Source organism: Shinella sp. 838, assembly GCF_029623935.1.
In the GTDB taxonomy this organism is placed as follows: Bacteria; Pseudomonadota; Alphaproteobacteria; order Rhizobiales; family Rhizobiaceae; genus Shinella.
Genome location: NZ_JARSBQ010000011.1, coordinates 61,548 through 76,518, shown reverse-complemented (window position 1 = coordinate 76,518; position 14,971 = coordinate 61,548). Strand labels below are relative to the sequence as shown.

At 63.9% G+C, this 14,971-nt stretch carries 14 protein-coding genes and 3 tRNA genes; 12 read left to right on the top strand and 5 right to left on the bottom strand.

The window, feature by feature from the left end; translation table 11 throughout:
• Nucleotides 1-54 precede the first annotated feature (54 nt).
• Entirely contained in the window at nt 55-495 is a 441-nt protein-coding gene (gene gloA, locus P9A16_RS25915; RefSeq protein WP_023516788.1) for a lactoylglutathione lyase, read from the bottom strand.
• Between the two features lie 195 nt (nt 496-690).
• On the opposite strand from gloA, the gene P9A16_RS25910 reads away from it, so the two are divergent.
• From P9A16_RS25910 to P9A16_RS25885, 6 genes are all read left to right on the top strand, one after another.
• Nucleotides 691-1,269: a cold-shock protein gene (locus P9A16_RS25910; protein ID WP_024270461.1), complete on the top strand. Its 579-nt coding sequence runs from the start codon at nt 691-693 to the stop codon at nt 1,267-1,269.
• Nucleotides 1,269-1,766 (top strand): DUF192 domain-containing protein, encoded by a 498-nt coding sequence (locus tag P9A16_RS25905; RefSeq protein ID WP_023517361.1) that lies wholly within the window; start codon nt 1,269-1,271, stop codon nt 1,764-1,766. Before P9A16_RS25910 ends, P9A16_RS25905 begins: the two co-directional genes overlap by 1 nt.
• 90 nt (nt 1,767-1,856) lie before the next feature.
• Nucleotides 1,857-1,933, top strand: a tRNA-Pro gene (locus P9A16_RS25900).
• Between the two features lie 128 nt (nt 1,934-2,061).
• Nucleotides 2,062-2,367, top strand: coding sequence for an ETC complex I subunit (locus P9A16_RS25895; RefSeq protein WP_023517362.1), 306 nt, complete (start codon nt 2,062-2,064; stop codon nt 2,365-2,367).
• A 24-nt stretch (nt 2,368-2,391) separates the two neighbouring features.
• Nucleotides 2,392-2,468, top strand: a tRNA-Arg gene (locus P9A16_RS25890).
• Nucleotides 2,469-2,637: 169 nt separating this feature from the next.
• Nucleotides 2,638-2,712: transfer RNA gene (locus tag P9A16_RS25885), tRNA-Glu, on the top strand.
• A gap of 32 nt (nt 2,713-2,744) precedes the next feature.
• Here the strand turns inward: P9A16_RS25885 and recJ are convergent.
• From recJ to P9A16_RS25865, 4 genes are all read right to left on the bottom strand, one after another.
• Nucleotides 2,745-4,547, bottom strand: coding sequence for a single-stranded-DNA-specific exonuclease RecJ (recJ, locus tag P9A16_RS25880; RefSeq protein ID WP_037406776.1), 1,803 nt, complete (start codon nt 4,545-4,547; stop codon nt 2,745-2,747).
• A 312-nt stretch (nt 4,548-4,859) separates the two neighbouring features.
• Nucleotides 4,860-6,182 (bottom strand): homoserine dehydrogenase, encoded by a 1,323-nt coding sequence (locus P9A16_RS25875; RefSeq protein WP_023511914.1) that lies wholly within the window; start codon nt 6,180-6,182, stop codon nt 4,860-4,862.
• A gap of 58 nt (nt 6,183-6,240) precedes the next feature.
• Nucleotides 6,241-7,461 (bottom strand): LL-diaminopimelate aminotransferase, encoded by a 1,221-nt coding sequence (locus P9A16_RS25870; protein ID WP_023511915.1) that lies wholly within the window; start codon nt 7,459-7,461, stop codon nt 6,241-6,243.
• 174 nt (nt 7,462-7,635) lie between these two features.
• Nucleotides 7,636-7,980 carry an SHOCT domain-containing protein gene (locus tag P9A16_RS25865; RefSeq protein ID WP_023511916.1) on the bottom strand — a complete coding sequence of 115 codons (345 nt, stop codon included), beginning with the start codon at nt 7,978-7,980 and terminating at the stop codon, nt 7,636-7,638.
• Nucleotides 7,981-8,105: 125 nt separating this feature from the next.
• Between P9A16_RS25865 and P9A16_RS25860 the strand changes: the two genes are divergently transcribed.
• The 6 genes from P9A16_RS25860 (at nt 8,106) to P9A16_RS25835 (ending at nt 14,917) form a co-directional block, all read left to right on the top strand.
• Nucleotides 8,106-9,962 (top strand): PHA/PHB synthase family protein, encoded by a 1,857-nt coding sequence (locus tag P9A16_RS25860; protein WP_023511917.1) that lies wholly within the window; start codon nt 8,106-8,108, stop codon nt 9,960-9,962.
• A gap of 13 nt (nt 9,963-9,975) precedes the next feature.
• Nucleotides 9,976-10,695, top strand: coding sequence for a DNA/RNA nuclease SfsA (sfsA, locus tag P9A16_RS25855; RefSeq protein WP_023511918.1), 720 nt, complete (start codon nt 9,976-9,978; stop codon nt 10,693-10,695).
• Between the two features lie 30 nt (nt 10,696-10,725).
• Nucleotides 10,726-11,553 (top strand): type I methionyl aminopeptidase, encoded by an 828-nt coding sequence (gene map / locus P9A16_RS25850; RefSeq protein WP_023511919.1) that lies wholly within the window; start codon nt 10,726-10,728, stop codon nt 11,551-11,553.
• 7 nt (nt 11,554-11,560) lie between these two features.
• Nucleotides 11,561-12,391 carry a RadC family protein gene (radC, locus tag P9A16_RS25845; protein WP_023511920.1) on the top strand — a complete coding sequence of 277 codons (831 nt, stop codon included), beginning with the start codon at nt 11,561-11,563 and terminating at the stop codon, nt 12,389-12,391.
• 183 nt (nt 12,392-12,574) lie between these two features.
• The gene (sthA, locus tag P9A16_RS25840; RefSeq protein ID WP_023511921.1) at nt 12,575-13,981 is read left to right on the top strand and encodes a Si-specific NAD(P)(+) transhydrogenase; all 1,407 of its coding nucleotides are present in this window, start codon (nt 12,575-12,577) and stop codon (nt 13,979-13,981) included.
• A gap of 90 nt (nt 13,982-14,071) precedes the next feature.
• Nucleotides 14,072-14,917, top strand: coding sequence for an endonuclease/exonuclease/phosphatase family protein (locus P9A16_RS25835; RefSeq protein ID WP_023511922.1), 846 nt, complete (start codon nt 14,072-14,074; stop codon nt 14,915-14,917).
• Nucleotides 14,918-14,971 lie beyond the last annotated feature (54 nt).

The following is a 14,971-nucleotide window of genomic DNA, read 5'->3' as shown; positions in this document are numbered from 1 at the left end:
TTGCACGGATCTATAGGATGCAAGCTTTGCCTGGAGCTTGCGTCCGGCATTTGCCTACCAGGCGCCGGTGTTGCCCATGGAAACCCAGGGTTCGGCCGCCGGCAGACGCTCGCCCTTCTGCAGGATTTCGATGGAAATGCCGTCCGGCGAACGCACGAAGGCCATGTGGCCGTCGCGCGGCGGGCGGTTGATGGTGACGCCATTGTCCATCAGCCTCTGGCAGAATGCGTAGATGTCGTCGACCTCGTAGGCGAGATGGCCGAAATTGCGCCCGCCGGCATAATCCTCGGTGTCCCAGTTGTAGGTGAGCTCGAGGCAAGGGGCGGCATTCGCCCGCGCAGCTTCGACATCGTCGGGCGCGGCGAGGAAGATCAGCGTGAATCGGCCCTTTTCGTTCTCGTAGCGGCGGACTTCCGTGAGGCCGAACAGCGTCGAATAGAAATGCAGGGACTGGTCGACGTCTTTGACGCGGACCATCGTGTGGAGATAACGCATTGGAATATCCTCTGAATGTGGAATCGTCCGGAAGAGTAGGGTTTTGTCAGCCTCAGGCAAGCCTTGCAGCCTACCAATGGGACCGGCAAAACTTTCAAAGGGGCTTGCGCATTCGCATCGGGACAATGTTATTCTGGTCATCAAGAATCAGTTAACCGTAACTCATGTGACGCGTAAACGAGGGGCTGGCAGGTCATGGCGGATAGGGTGTCTTCAAAGGAAATCACTGATCGTGATGACCAGAGCAACGACGCCGTCGATCTCGTCGAGATCACCGGGGTCATCAAGTGGTTCGACGTCGCCAAGGGTTTCGGCTTCATCGTACCCGACAACGGCATGCAGGATGTGCTGCTGCACGTCACCTGCCTTCGCCGAGACGGCTACCAGACGGTTCTGGAGGGCACGCGCGTCGTCGCGCTGATCCAGAAACGCGACCGCGGCTACCAGGCCTTCCGCATCCTTTCCATGGACCAGACCACGGCCGTTCATCCCTCGCAGATGCCTCCGGTGAAGACCCATGTGCAGGTCACGCCGTCGAGCGGACTGGAGCGCGTTCTGGTCAAGTGGTTCAACCGCACGAAGGGCTTCGGCTTCCTGACGCGCGGCGAAGGCACGGAAGACATCTTCATCCACATGGAGACGCTGCGCCGCTTCGGCCTGGCGGAACTGCGTCCCGGTCAAGTCGTGCTGGTCCGCTTCGGCGACGGCGAGAAGGGCCTGATGGCAGCGGAAATCCACCCGGACATGCCGGTTCCCGGCAACAGGCCCCACTGATGGGCCTTTTCGCGCGGGCGGCCGGTTTCGCGCGCCTTGCTAGCGCCGCCCTGGCGCTTTTCTTCTGTTTTTCCCTTTCGGCCTTCGCGGCGGAAACATTCGACACACAGCCGCTGACGATCGTCACGAAGGACGGCAAGAGCCATGCCTTCACGGTGGAGCTCGCCATTACGCCGCGCCAGCGCGAACAGGGGCTGATGCACCGCCGCGAGATGGCGCAGGACCGCGGCATGCTCTTCGCGTTCGGTGAGACGCGGCAGGTCTTCATGTGGATGAAGAACACGTACCTGCCGCTCGACATGCTGTTCATCGCCAAGGACGGCAAGGTGCGCGCCATCAAGGAAAACGCCGAGCCGCACTCCGAATCGATCATCGATTCGCAAGGGCCGATCGACTATGTGCTGGAGCTCAACGGCGGCACGGCCAAGCGCCTCGGCATCCGCGCGGGCAACCGCGTCGAGAGCGAATTGATGGATTCGCTGCGCAAGGCGAAGTAAGCCTGCATTTCCTGCGACAAGCGCTTGAAAACGCCCATTTGCTGTTGCGGCGGGGGGCGGATGCGTGTATCTCCCCATCGCCGGGACGGACGGAGTGTAGCGCAGTCTGGTAGCGCATCTGGTTTGGGACCAGAGGGTCGGGAGTTCGAATCTCTCCACTCCGACCAGTCCGGCGGGCGTTTCGATGCCAAATGCGCGTTCGGTCATTCCCCCTTTACGGAATCCGGGTTATGCATTCTCGAACGCGCGCCGGCGGAACGGTGCGCCTTTATGCGAGAATTCTGGAGCCGCTTCGATGACCGCGAAGATCTATCGTCCCACCAAGACCGCCATGCAATCCGGCAAGGCCAAGACCAATCTCTGGGTTCTGGAATTCGATGCCGAGAAGCCGCGGACGATCGACCCGATCATGGGCTATACCAGCTCCGGCGACATGTACCAGCAGGTCAAGCTCACCTTCGAAACCAGCGAAGAGGCGGTCGCCTATGCGGAACGCAAGGGCATCGACTACCGCGTGATCGAGCCGAAGGAATCGACCCGCAAGCGCGTCGCCTATCCGGACAATTTCCGCTTCAACCGCATGCAGCCCTGGACCCATTGAGGTTTCGCTGGCCCTGCCAGCCCCGGCCCCTTAGCTCAGCTGGATAGAGCATCTGCCTTCTAAGCAGAATGTCGCAGGTTCGAGTCCTGCAGGGGTCGCCATTCCCGGCGAACAATTGAAGAGGAATGTTCCCGGTTTGCGGCGGGGTGGAAGCCTTTGGCGTTTTCGCAGCCTGCAGAAAAGCGGAAACATCAAACGGAAAAAACTGAAAATTCCTGCATTTAGGGCTTGCGCAAATCAGCGGTCCCGACTAGATAACGCCCACCGCACGCGCCCTTCGTCTATCGGTTAGGACGTCAGATTTTCATTCTGAAAAGAGGGGTTCGACTCCCCTAGGGCGTGCCACTCTCTCCTTCATTTTCCGGAATAACGTAGTTTCAGAATGCCTTTGCGGCATCGAGAACACGGAACTGCATGCGCCGGCTGCCCTGCCAGCTGTCGGCGGAAAGCGTGCCGGCGAGATGCACCGCCTGGCCGCGCTGCTTCATCAGGAAAAGACCGAGATCAGCTTCCGCCGCGCGGAAGGCCATGGCGCCGAGGCGGCCACCATCGGGGCCTTCGAGTTCGAGACGCAGGTGATTGACGCCGACGGGCCTGATGTCGCGTACGCGGTGCGCAGGCAGCGCGAAGATCGGCTGCGGATGCCCCGAACCGAACGGGCCGGCCTGCTCCAGCTGGTCGGCAAGCGCCAGCGTCGCACCGCTTGCGCTCAACGCACCGTCGATCTTCAGCGTTTCCACGGCCACCAGATCGCGCACGGTGCGCTCGGCGCGCTCCTCGAAGAAGCCGCGCAGGCGGCCGAGATTCGACCGCTCCACCGTCAGCCCCGCCGCCATGGCATGGCCGCCCCCCTTGACGAGAAGGCCCTCGTCGACGGCGGCGCGCACCATGCGGCCGAGATCGAAGCCGCTGATCGAGCGGCCGGAGCCGGTGCCTTTACCCGAGGGATCGAAGGCGATGGCGAAGGCGGGTCGGCGGAAGCGATCCTTGAGGCGCGAGGCGAGCAGGCCGACGACGCCCGGATGCCAGCCCTCGCGGGCCGTCAGGATGACGGAGGCGCCTTCACCGGTGCCGTATTCCGCCTGTGCCTCGGCCTCCGCCTCGGCCAGCATGACGGCCTCCATGGCCTGGCGCTCGCGGTTGAGGTCGTCGAGCTGCTTGGCGATTCGCTCCGCCTCACCCGGTTCGTCGATCGTCAGGAGGCGGCTGCCGAGCGCTGCATCGCCGATACGCCCGCCGGCATTGATGCGCGGGCCGACGAGGAAGCCGAGATGGTACGGCGTCACCGGCCCGCCGATGCCCGCCTGCTTCAGGAGCGCCGTCAGGCCGGCATTGCCGAGATGGCGTGCCGCGACGAGGCCCTTGACCACATAGGCGCGGTTGAGCCCCTTCAGCGGCACCACGTCACAGACGGTGGAGAGCGCCACGAGATCGAGCATGGCGAGCAGATCGAAGGTTTTCGCCCGCCCGTCGCCCCTTTCCCGCAGGACGCGCTGCAGGGCGACCAGGACGAGAAAGACCACGCCGGCGGCCGACAGATGCCCCTGCCCCGACAAATCGTCCTCGCGGTTCGGATTGACCAATGCATGGGCCGGCGGCAGCGCCTCGCCCACCTGGTGGTGGTCGATGACGACCACGTCGATGCCGCGCTCCTTCGCGACAGCCAGCGACTCGTGGCTGGTCGAGCCGCAGTCGACCGTGACGATAAGCTCTGCGCCACGCTCGATAAGCTGGGCGATGGCATTGGGGTTGGGGCCGTAACCTTCGAAGATGCGGTCGGGAATGTAGATTTCCGCCTGCACGCCGAAATGCGCGAGGAAACGATAGAGGAGCGCCGAGGATGACGCGCCGTCGACGTCGTAGTCGCCGAAGATCGCGACGCGCTGACGCTTTTCGATGGCGCGCGCCAGCCGTTCGGTGGCCGCCTCGCAGTCCATCAGGCTGTAGGGTTCGGGCATCAGGCGGCGCAGCGTCGGGTCGAGGAATTCCAGGGCACCTTCGAAGGACACGCCCCGCCCCGCCAGAACGCGCGCGATGAGATCCGGCAGGCCGTGGCTCTGGCTCATCGCCAGCGCCCGGTTCTCGCCCGCCTGGTCAAGCCGCGCCACCCAGCGCTGGCCGGTCACCGAGCGTTCGACATTCAGGAAGGCCCGGCTGACGGGATCGGCGTTTTCCAGCATGCTCATGGCGGCTCCGGCAACGAGAGCTTTTCCGCTTTTCCCCGAATCGCGAAAACGCTCTATCTCCTTGTTTTGCCGCATTTCCGGACGCAAAACCGCTTCGCACTTTTGCTGGAAATGCTCTACACTGCAGACAAAGTCGCGAAGACCTCTCCCTCGAACGCCTCTCGTTCTTCATCCTCGGGCTTACCCCGAGGATTCGCCGTCGCGGGTGACGCATAGACCCTCGGCCCAGGGCCGAGGATGACGAAGGTGGGTGTGGCGAGGTTCATCGATCCCTTGATACCACGCCACGCCGAAGAAACGAAAAGATCAGGTCGTCTTCGGCCGCTCGATGCGGATCACCTGCGGTTCGCCGACAAGGTACCCCTCGCCCTTGATGGAGGCGACCGCCTTGCGGACGGAATCCTCCATCGTCGCATGGGTGACGAGGATGATCGTCTTCGGGTCAGTGGTCTCGGCGCTCGCCTGGGCGCGCTGCACAATGGATTCCAGCGAGATGCCGTTCTCCGCCATGTGCTTGGCGATGCTGGCGAAGACGCCGGTGCGGTCTTCCACCGAAAGGCGGATGAAATAGCCGCCGTGGTGCTTGCGGATCTGCGCACGCTTGTAGGGGGAGAGAGAGGCGGCCGGGCGGCCGAGCGCCGGCACGGTCTGCGCACCCGGGCGGCTCTTGGCGATGTCGGCGATATCGCCGAGCACGGCCGAGGCCGTCGCGTTGCCGCCGGCGCCGGGGCCGACCATCAGCAGTTCGCCGAGAATGTCCGATTCGATCGCAACGGCATTCGTCACGCCGTCCACCTGCGCGATGACGCTGTCGAGCGGCACCATGGTCGGGTGCACGCGCTGTTCGACGCCCGTATCCGTCTTCTGTGCGACGCCGAGCAGCTTGATGCGGTAGCCGAGGTCGGCCGCGGCACGGATGTCGTCGATGGAGATGTTGGTGATGCCTTCGAGATAGATGTCGTCGGCCGCAATCTTCGTGCCGAAGGCGAGCGTCGTGAGGATCGACAGCTTGTGCGCCGTGTCGTTGCCCTCGATGTCGAAGGCGGGATCGGCTTCGGCATAGCCGAGACGCTGGGCTTCCTTGAGGCACGCCTCGAAGGAAAGGCCTTCCTTCTCCATCTTGGTCAGGATGTAGTTGCAGGTGCCGTTCATGATGCCGTAGACGCGCGAGATCGTGTTGCCCGTCAGGGATTCACGCAGCGCCTTGATAACAGGGATGCCGCCGGCGACAGCCGCCTCGTAGTTGAGGATGGCACCGTTCTTTTCCGCGATGCCTGCGAGCTCCACGCCATGGGCGGCGAGCAGCGCCTTGTTGGCCGTCACGACATGCACGCCGCGCGAAAGCGCCGCCTTGACGGCGGCACGGGCCGGATCGCCGGAGCCGCCCATCAGTTCCACGAAGACGTCGATCCTGGCCTCGCGGGCGAGCGCGACCGGATCGTCGAACCATTCGGCTGCCGAAAGATCGACGCCGCGGTCGCGGCCCTTCGAGCGGGCGGTCACGGCGACGATCTCGATCGGCCGGCCGCACGTTGTCGTGAGCATGTCCCTGCGTTCGACGAGAATCTTCGCGAGCGAGGCACCAACGGTCCCCAAGCCCGCAATGCCGATCTTCAGGGCATCAGCCATGGTCATGTCCTAACGTTTTGGAAGAAGGCCCTCCGCAGATGCGCGGAGGGCGGATTTTTCAGCGATGGGCGTTCAGCGAGATGACGTTGTGCATCGTCTCGTCCGCCGTGGAGAGGAACTTCTTGATGTTGCGCGCCGCCTGGCGGATGCGGTGCTCGTTCTCGACCAGCGCGAGGCGGACGTAATCGTCGCCCTGCTCGCCGAAGCCGATGCCCGGCGCGACGGCGACGTCCGCCTTCTCGACGAGCAGCTTGGAGAATTCCAGCGAGCCGAGGTGGCGGAACTTTTCCGGGATCTTCGCCCAGGCGAACATGGTGGCCGCCGGCGGCGGCACGTCGAAGCCGGCCTTGCCGAAGGTATCGACCATCACGTCGCGGCGGCGCTTGTAGACGTTGCGCACTTCCGCAATGTCGGCGCCGTCGCCGTTCAGCGCATGGGTCGCAGCGACCTGGATCGGCGTGAAGGCACCGTAGTCTAGGTAGGACTTGACGCGGGTCAGCGCAGCGATCAGCCGCTCGTTGCCGACGGCAAAGCCCATGCGCCAGCCGGGCATGGAGAAGGTCTTCGACATGGAGGTGAACTCCACCGTCACGTCGATCGCGCCGGGCACTTCCAGAACGGACGGCGGCGGCGCGTTGTCGTCGAAGTAGATTTCCGAATAGGCAAGGTCGGAGAGCACGATGATGTCGTGCTTCTTCGCGAATGCGATGACGTCCTTGTAGAAATCGAGCGTGGCGACATGCGCCGTCGGGTTCGACGGATAGTTGATGATGAGAGCGAGCGGCTTGGGGATCGAGTGGCGCACGGCGCGCTCAAGCGGCGGGAAGAAACTTTCGTCCGGCTCGACCGACATGGACCGGATCACGCCGCCGGCCATCAGGAAGCCGAAGGCATGGATCGGATAGGTCGGATTCGGGCAGAGGATGACGTCGCCGGGCGCGGTGATCGCCTGCGCCATGTTGGCAAAGCCTTCCTTGGAGCCGAGGGTCGCGACGACCTGCGTTTCCGGATTCAGCTTCACGCCGAAGCGACGGGCGTAATAGGCGGCCTGGGCACGGCGCAGGCCGGGAATGCCCTTGGACGAAGAATAGCGATGGGTGCGCGGGTCCTGAACCACTTCGCAGAGCTTGTCGACGATCGCCTTGGGCGTCGGCAGATCGGGGTTTCCCATGCCAAGGTCGATGATATCGGCGCCACCCGCTCGCGCGCTTGCTTTCAAACGGTTGACCTGTTCGAAAACATACGGCGGCAGACGCCGGACCTTGTGAAACTCTTCCATCTTTAACCCCGTTAGGCACGGAGCCCCTCCGGCGGCTTTGCCGGACGGCGTAAAACTCCGTGCGAATCAAGAAATCGGATACGGACGAAAGCGTTCGAAATGAAGGCACTCCGCCCGGCCGACGACCAACTGGCCGTCATCCGCTTTGCTGCCAAACGGCAAGAAACGCAAGCGCTAATTCGTCTTCTCGATTTCGGAAAGCGTCGCCTTGCCGTGACCGTCGCGCAGCGCCTGCAACTCGGCAAGCTTGCGGCGGTATTCGGCTTCCGAAATCGCGCCCGAACGGCGACGGCTGGAGAGTGCCGTCAGGCGTGCGCTGTAGCTGGCGGCTTCCTCGTCGCTCATCTGCTGCGTCTCGGCGCTGACGATCGCCGTGATATCGGGGTAGACATCGGCCCGGTTCGCGCCGGCATTTACCGTCGCGGTCGATCCGGTCTCGCTCGAGGCACAGGAAGCGAGCGCCACCGTGGCGGCAGCCATGAGGAGAGCGGCGCGCAAGCGCCTGATTTCGAACGCCATGTGGCTGTATGCTCCTGTCGAAACGACCGGTTCCCGATAATGCCGTATGCGGCTGTCAGGCCCTTGTAATCTGTTTCGTAGAGAATGTAAAAATACAAAAGTAACAATAAAATCGGGAGGGAACCATGGCCGATGAACGCAAGGCGAATGAACGCGATGCGGCCGGAAACAAGCCCGGTTTCCAGCCCTTCGACCCCGCGACGATCGAGCCCTACATCGTCAAGGATCCCGAGGCGCTGACGGTCAACTTCGCGCGCACCGTCGAACAGCTCGGCAAGGCCGCCTCCGCCTGGCTCGCCCCGCGCGAAAGCGGCGAGAAGGTCGACACGGTTTCCGAGCCGATGGTCGACATGGTGAAAACCCTCTCCAAAGTCTCCGAATACTGGCTGACGGACCCGCGCCGCACGCTGGAGGCGCAGACGCTGCTGCTCGGCAGCTATTTCAACATCTGGTCGCGCACGCTGGGGCGCCTTTCCGGCGAAGAGCAGGATGCGGCACCCGATCCGCACGGCAAGGACAAACGCTTTGCCGATGAGGACTGGGTGAAGAACCCGTTTTTCGATTTTCTGCGCCAGGCCTATTTCGTGACCTCCGACTGGGCGGAGAAGCTCGTCGCCGATGCCGAAGGCCTCGACGAGCACACGCGCCACAAGGCGGGCTTCTATGTGAGACAGATCGCCAGCGCGATCTCGCCGACGAACTTCGTCACCACCAATCCGCAACTCTACCGCGAGACGGTCGCCTCGAACGGCGCGAACCTTGTGCGCGGCATGAAGATGCTGGCCGAAGACATCGCCGCCGGCCGCGGCGACCTGAAGCTGCGCCAGACCGACACGAGCAAGTTCGCTATCGGCCAGAACATGGCGCTGACGCCGGGCAAGGTGCTGGCGCAGAGCGACGTCTGCCAGGTCATCCAGTACGACGCAACGACGGACAGGGTGCTGAAGCGCCCGCTTCTCATCTGCCCGCCCTGGATCAACAAGTTCTACATCCTCGACCTCAACCCGGCAAAATCCTTCATCAAGTGGGCCGTGGACCAGGGTCACACGGTCTTCGTCATCTCCTGGGTGAACCCGGATGAACGGCATGCGGCCAAGGACTGGGAATCCTACGCCCGTGAGGGCGTCGGCTTCGCGCTCGACACGATCAAGCAGGCGACCGGCGAGGACGAGGTAAACGCCATCGGCTATTGCGTCGGCGGCACGCTGCTCGCGGCGACGCTCGCCCTGCACGGCCAGGAAGGCGACAAACGCATCCGCACGGCGACGCTCTTCACCACGCAGGTCGACTTCACCCATGCCGGCGACCTGAAGGTCTTCGCCGACGAGGAGCAGATCGACCTCATCGAGCGCGGTATGAAGGCGACCGGCTATCTCGACGGCTCGAAGATGGCGACCGCCTTCAACATGCTGCGTGCCTCCGAGCTGATCTGGCCGTACTTCGTCAACAACTACCTGAAGGGCCAGGATCCGATGCCCTTCGACTTGCTATACTGGAATTCAGATTCCACGCGAATGCCCGCCGCCAACCATTCGTTTTATCTGAGGAATTGTTATCTCAACAACACCCTCAGCAAGGGCGAGATGCAGCTCGCCGGCAAAAAGCTGTCGCTGAAGGACGTCAAGATCCCGATCTACAACCTCGCCACCAAGGAGGACCATATCGCGCCGGCGAAATCCGTCTTCGTCGGCAGCAAGTTCTTCGGCGGCAAGGTGACCTATGTGATGGCCGGCTCCGGCCACATCGCCGGCGTCGTCAACCCGCCGGACAAGATGAAATACCAGTACTGGACAGGCGGGCCGGTAAAGGGCGAGTTCGAGGACTGGGTGGAAAAGGCGAAGGAGGCGCCGGGCTCCTGGTGGCCGCACTGGCACGACTGGATCAAGGCGGAGGACGATCGCATGGTGCCGGCACGCAAGACCGGCGGCACCATGAACTCGATCGAGGAAGCCCCCGGCTCCTATGTGCGCGTGCGCGCCTGATCGCCGAACCGCCATGAAATTCGATCCGCCGCTCGTTTCCGGCACTCTCGTGCAGCGCTACAAGCGCTTCCTGTTCGACGCCATCCTCGACGATGGATCGGCGATAACAGGCTCCTGCCCCAACACCGGCTCGATGCGCGGCCTGACGGCGCCCGGTTCGCGCATCTGGATGTCGGAGAGCGACAGCCCGACGCGCAAGCACCGCCACCGGCTGGAACTGGTGGAGGCCGACGACACCGTCGTCGGCATCAATACAGGCCTGCCGAACCGGCTGGCGGAGGAAGCGATCCACGCCGGTCTCGTTTCCGATCTCGGCAGCTATCCCGTTCTTGAACGGGAGAAGAAATACGGCCGCAACTCACGCATCGACATCCTGCTCTCCGGGCCGGACCGGCCGCTTGCCTATGTCGAGGTGAAGAACGTGCATTTCCGTCGCACCGCCGGCCTTGCCGAATTCCCCGACACGGTGACCGAACGCGGCGCAAAACATCTCGAAGAACTCGGCGACATGGCCGAGGCCGGCTGCCGCGCGGTCATGCTTTATCTCATCCAGCGGGAGGATTGTTCGCGGTTCCGCATCTGCGCCGATCTCGACCCCGCCTATGCGGCCAGGTTCCGCCGGGCGATTTCTCGCGGCGTCGAGGCCTATGCGGTCAAATGCGCCGTTACATCCCAGCAAATCCGGCCTGTGACATCGATCACCATGGACGAACCCGGTATGGCTGTTTTATGAACATGCGGAAAGACTAGCGAAAGTTCGACCATGGTGACCTATATCGACGCGTCCTCCGCGCCGCTGAAGAACACGGGCGTGATCCGCCTTTACGATGCAGAAGCCTTTGCCGGCATGCGCAAGGCCTGCCAGCTGACGGCGCGCTGCCTCGATGCACTCTATCCGCTGGTCAAGCCCGGCGTCGCGACCGACGCCATCGACCGCTTCGTGTTCGAATTCGGCATGGACCACGGCGCCCTGCCCGCGACGCTGAACTACCGCGGCTACACCAAGTCGAGCTGCACCTCGATCAACCACGTTGTCTGTCACGGCATTCCGAACGACAAGCCGCTGCGTGAGGGTGACGTCGTCAATATCGACGTCACCTTCATCCTCGATGGCTGGCATGGCGATTCGAGCCGCATGTATCCGGTCGGCGAGATCAAGCGCGCCGCCGAGCGCCTGCTTGAAGTGACGCATGAATGCCTGATGCGCGGCATCGCCGCCGTCAGGCCCGGGGCGCGCACCGGCGCCATCGGCGAGGCGATCCAGGCCCATGCGGAGGCCGAGCGCTGCTCGGTGGTGCGCGATTTCTGCGGCCACGGCGTCGGCCGCCTCTTCCACGATGCACCGAACATCCTGCATTACGGCCGCGCCAACGAGGGGCCGGAAATGCGGGAAGGCATGATCTTCACCATCGAGCCGATGATCAATCTCGGCCGGCCGCATGTGAAGGTGCTGTCCGACGGCTGGACGGCGGTGACACGCGACCGCTCGCTCTCCGCCCAGTACGAACACACGGTGGGCGTCACGGCCGACGGCTGCGAGATCTTCACGCTTTCGCCCGGCGGCCTCGACCGCCCCGGCCTTTCCGCCTAAGGCCGCCATGACAGGATCGCGCGGCCGAACGGACAAGACCTCCCCCGCCGAGACGGGCAACGATCCGACGACCGACGACGATCTTTTCGACACCCTCGACGAGCGGGGCCACTTCTTCGAGCGCCCCGCCCGCACGACGCCCGCCAAGGCGATTCCCCCCGCCGAAGACAAGCACTACCACGGCCATCGCGAGCGGCTTCGCCTGCGCTTCCGCGACAGCGGCGACGGCGCGCTGGCCGATTACGAGATCCTCGAACTCCTCCTCTTTCGCCTCATCCCCCGGCGCGACACCAAACCGGTGGCAAAAGCCCTGCTCGAGCGGTTCGGCACGCTTGCCGGCGTCTTCGGCGCCACACCGGCGCTGCTGCAGGAGGTGAAGGGCATCGGCGAGGCGGTGGCGCTGGATCTGAAACTCGTCTCCGCCGTCGCCCAGCGCACGCTGAAGAGCGAGATCCGCAACAAGACCGTGCTCGCCTCCTGGTCTTCGGTCATCCAATATTGCCACGCCGCCATGGCGCACGAGCCGCGCGAGCAGTTCCGCATCCTCTTCCTCGACAAGCGCAACACGCTGATCGCCGACGAGGTGCAGGGCCACGGCACGGTGGACCACACGCCGGTCTATCCGCGCGAGGTGGTGCGGCGTGCACTGGAACTGTCGTCCACGGCGATCATCCTCGTGCACAACCACCCGTCCGGCGACCCGACGCCGTCGCGGGCGGACATCGATATGACGAAGACGATCGTGGAGACCGCCCGGCCGCTTGGTATCACGGTGCATGACCACATCATCATCGGCAAGGACGGGCATGCCAGCCTGAAGGGGCTGAGGCTGATCTGAAATCAAGGGGCGCACCCTGCGGGGAACCGCCGAATCGCGTTACAAAACAACGAAATCGGGTGAGCGTTCCTTCATCCGATTGAAACGGTTTGCTGCCACATTCGATTGACGAAAACTTGCACGGCGAAGACAATTGCTGCGTCGCAATATGATTCTTCCCGCAAAAGGCTGGGGCCATCTCACATGCAGGAATATGATCTCGTCGTCGTGGGCAGCGGCCCCGCAGGCCGCCGCGGCGCCATCCAGGCAGCCAAGCTCGGACGCAAGGTCCTTGTCATCGAACAGGGAAAACGTGTCGGCGGCGTTTCGGTGCACACCGGCACGATTCCCTCCAAGACGCTGCGCGAGACGGCGCTGAACCTCTCCGGCTGGCGCGAGCGCGGCTTCTACGGCCGCGCCTACCGCGTCAAGCAGGAGATCAGCGCGGACGACCTGCGCCGCCGCCTGCTGATCACGCTTGATCATGAGGTGGAGGTTCTGGAACACCAGTTTGCCCGCAACCGCGTGCAGCACATCCGCGGCAAGGCGAAGTTCGTGACGGCGGATACGATGGAGATCGCCAAGGACGACGGCGAGACCATCCACGTCCAGGCCAAGAGCATCATGCTGGCCGTCGGCACGAAGCCGTACCGCCCCGAGAGCATCCCCTTCGACGGCGTCAGCGTTCTCGACAGCGACGAATTGCTCGACATCAAGGAACTGCCGCGCTCCATGGCCGTCATCGGCGCGGGCGTCATCGGCATCGAATATGCCACGATCTTCTCCGCGCTCGACACGCAGGTCACCGTCATCGACCCGAAGCCGACGATCCTCGATTTCATCGACAGGGAAATCGTCGAAGAGTTCATCCACGATCTGCGCGACCGCAACATGAAGCTCATCCTCGGCCAGAAGGCCGACAAGGTGGAAAAGCTCGACAACGGCAAGTGCGAGATCACGCTGGACAACGGCCGCCGCGTCACCTGCGACATGGTGCTCTATGCCGCCGGACGCGTCGGCGCGACCGACAGCCTCAACCTGCCGGCTGCCGGCCTGACGGCCGATTCGCGCGGCCGCCTCAGCGTGAACCCGGAAACCTTCCAGACCGACGTGCCGCATATCTACGCCGCCGGCGACGTCGTCGGCTTCCCATCGCTCGCCTCGACCTCCATGGAACAGGGCCGCATCGCCGCCCGTGTCGCCGTCGGCGCCATCGCCAAGGAGCCGCCGAAATATTTCCCCTACGGGATCTATGCCGTGCCGGAAATCTCCACCTGCGGCCTCACCGAGGAAGAGGTGAAGGAGCGCGGCATTCCCTATGAATGCGGCATGGCCCGTTTCCGCGAGACCTCGCGCGGCCATATCATGGGCCTCAATTCCGGTCTCTTGAAGATGATCTTCTCGCTGAAGACGCGCCGCCTGCTCGGCGTTCACATCGTCGGCGAAGGCGCGACGGAGCTCGTCCATATCGGCCAGGCTGTGCTCAACCTGAAAGGCACCGTCGAATATTTCGTTGAGAACACCTTCAACTATCCGACCCTCGCCGAAGCCTACAAGATCGCCGGCCTCGACGCCTGGAACCGCATGGGCGACCTGTCGCAGGCTGGCTGATCTTTCGCCGGCTAACAAGGCAGGTCTGACCACCGAGCAGACCGGCCTGTTGCGCCCAGAATCGCAAAACACGCGGGAGGAGCAGCGCGCATGAAGATCCTGTCGCTGAACGTCTGGGGCGGCATGCTGCATGCGCCGCTCCTTGCCTATCTCGCGGATGTCGATGCCGACGTCTATTGCCTGCAGGAGGTACCGCGCGCCATCGCCGCGCGCTCGGCCTTTCTGACCTATCGCGACGGCGCGGTGGAGCTCCAGCAGCGCGCCAATCTCTACCGCGACATCGCCGCCGCCCTGCCCGGCCATGACGGTTTCTTCGCGCCGGCCATGCGCGGCGAGCTGATGGACGGTGCCCATCCCTGCTGGCAGGAATTCGGCCTCGCCACCTTCGTCCGGCAAGATGTCTCCGTGATCGGCCAGGCGCTCGATTTCGTGCACGGCGCGTTCTCCCCGCACGCTTTCGGCCCGCATCCACGTCCCCGCAATGCCCACGCCTTGCGCCTCTACGACTATGCCGCGGACCGCGCGCTCACCGTTGTGCAGCTCCACGGCCTGCGGACCGTCGACGGCAAGGGCGACACGCCGGAGCGTGACGCGCAGGCCGACGCCCTGACCGCCCTTGTCCAGCGTTTGCACCGCCCGGACGAAGGCCTCGTCCTCTGCGGCGACCTCAACCTTCTGCCGGAGAGCAGGACGTTCGGGGCGCTCTCCCATCTCGGTCTGACCGATCTCGTCACGACCCGTGGCTTCACGGACACGCGGACCTCGCACTACACGAAACCCGGCCGCTACGCCGACTACATGCTGGTGAATGCGACGGTGCCAGTCGACGGATTTGCCGTCGTCGAATCACCGGAAGTGTCGGATCACCGGGCACTGCTTCTGACGCTCGGCCAGGGCGCGTCCTCCACGCACGCGGAACGAGCGCCGCGCCACTGACAGTTTTCTCTTTCCGCGTCCCCTTCCTTCTGCAAACATTGCACCGCACGGCAT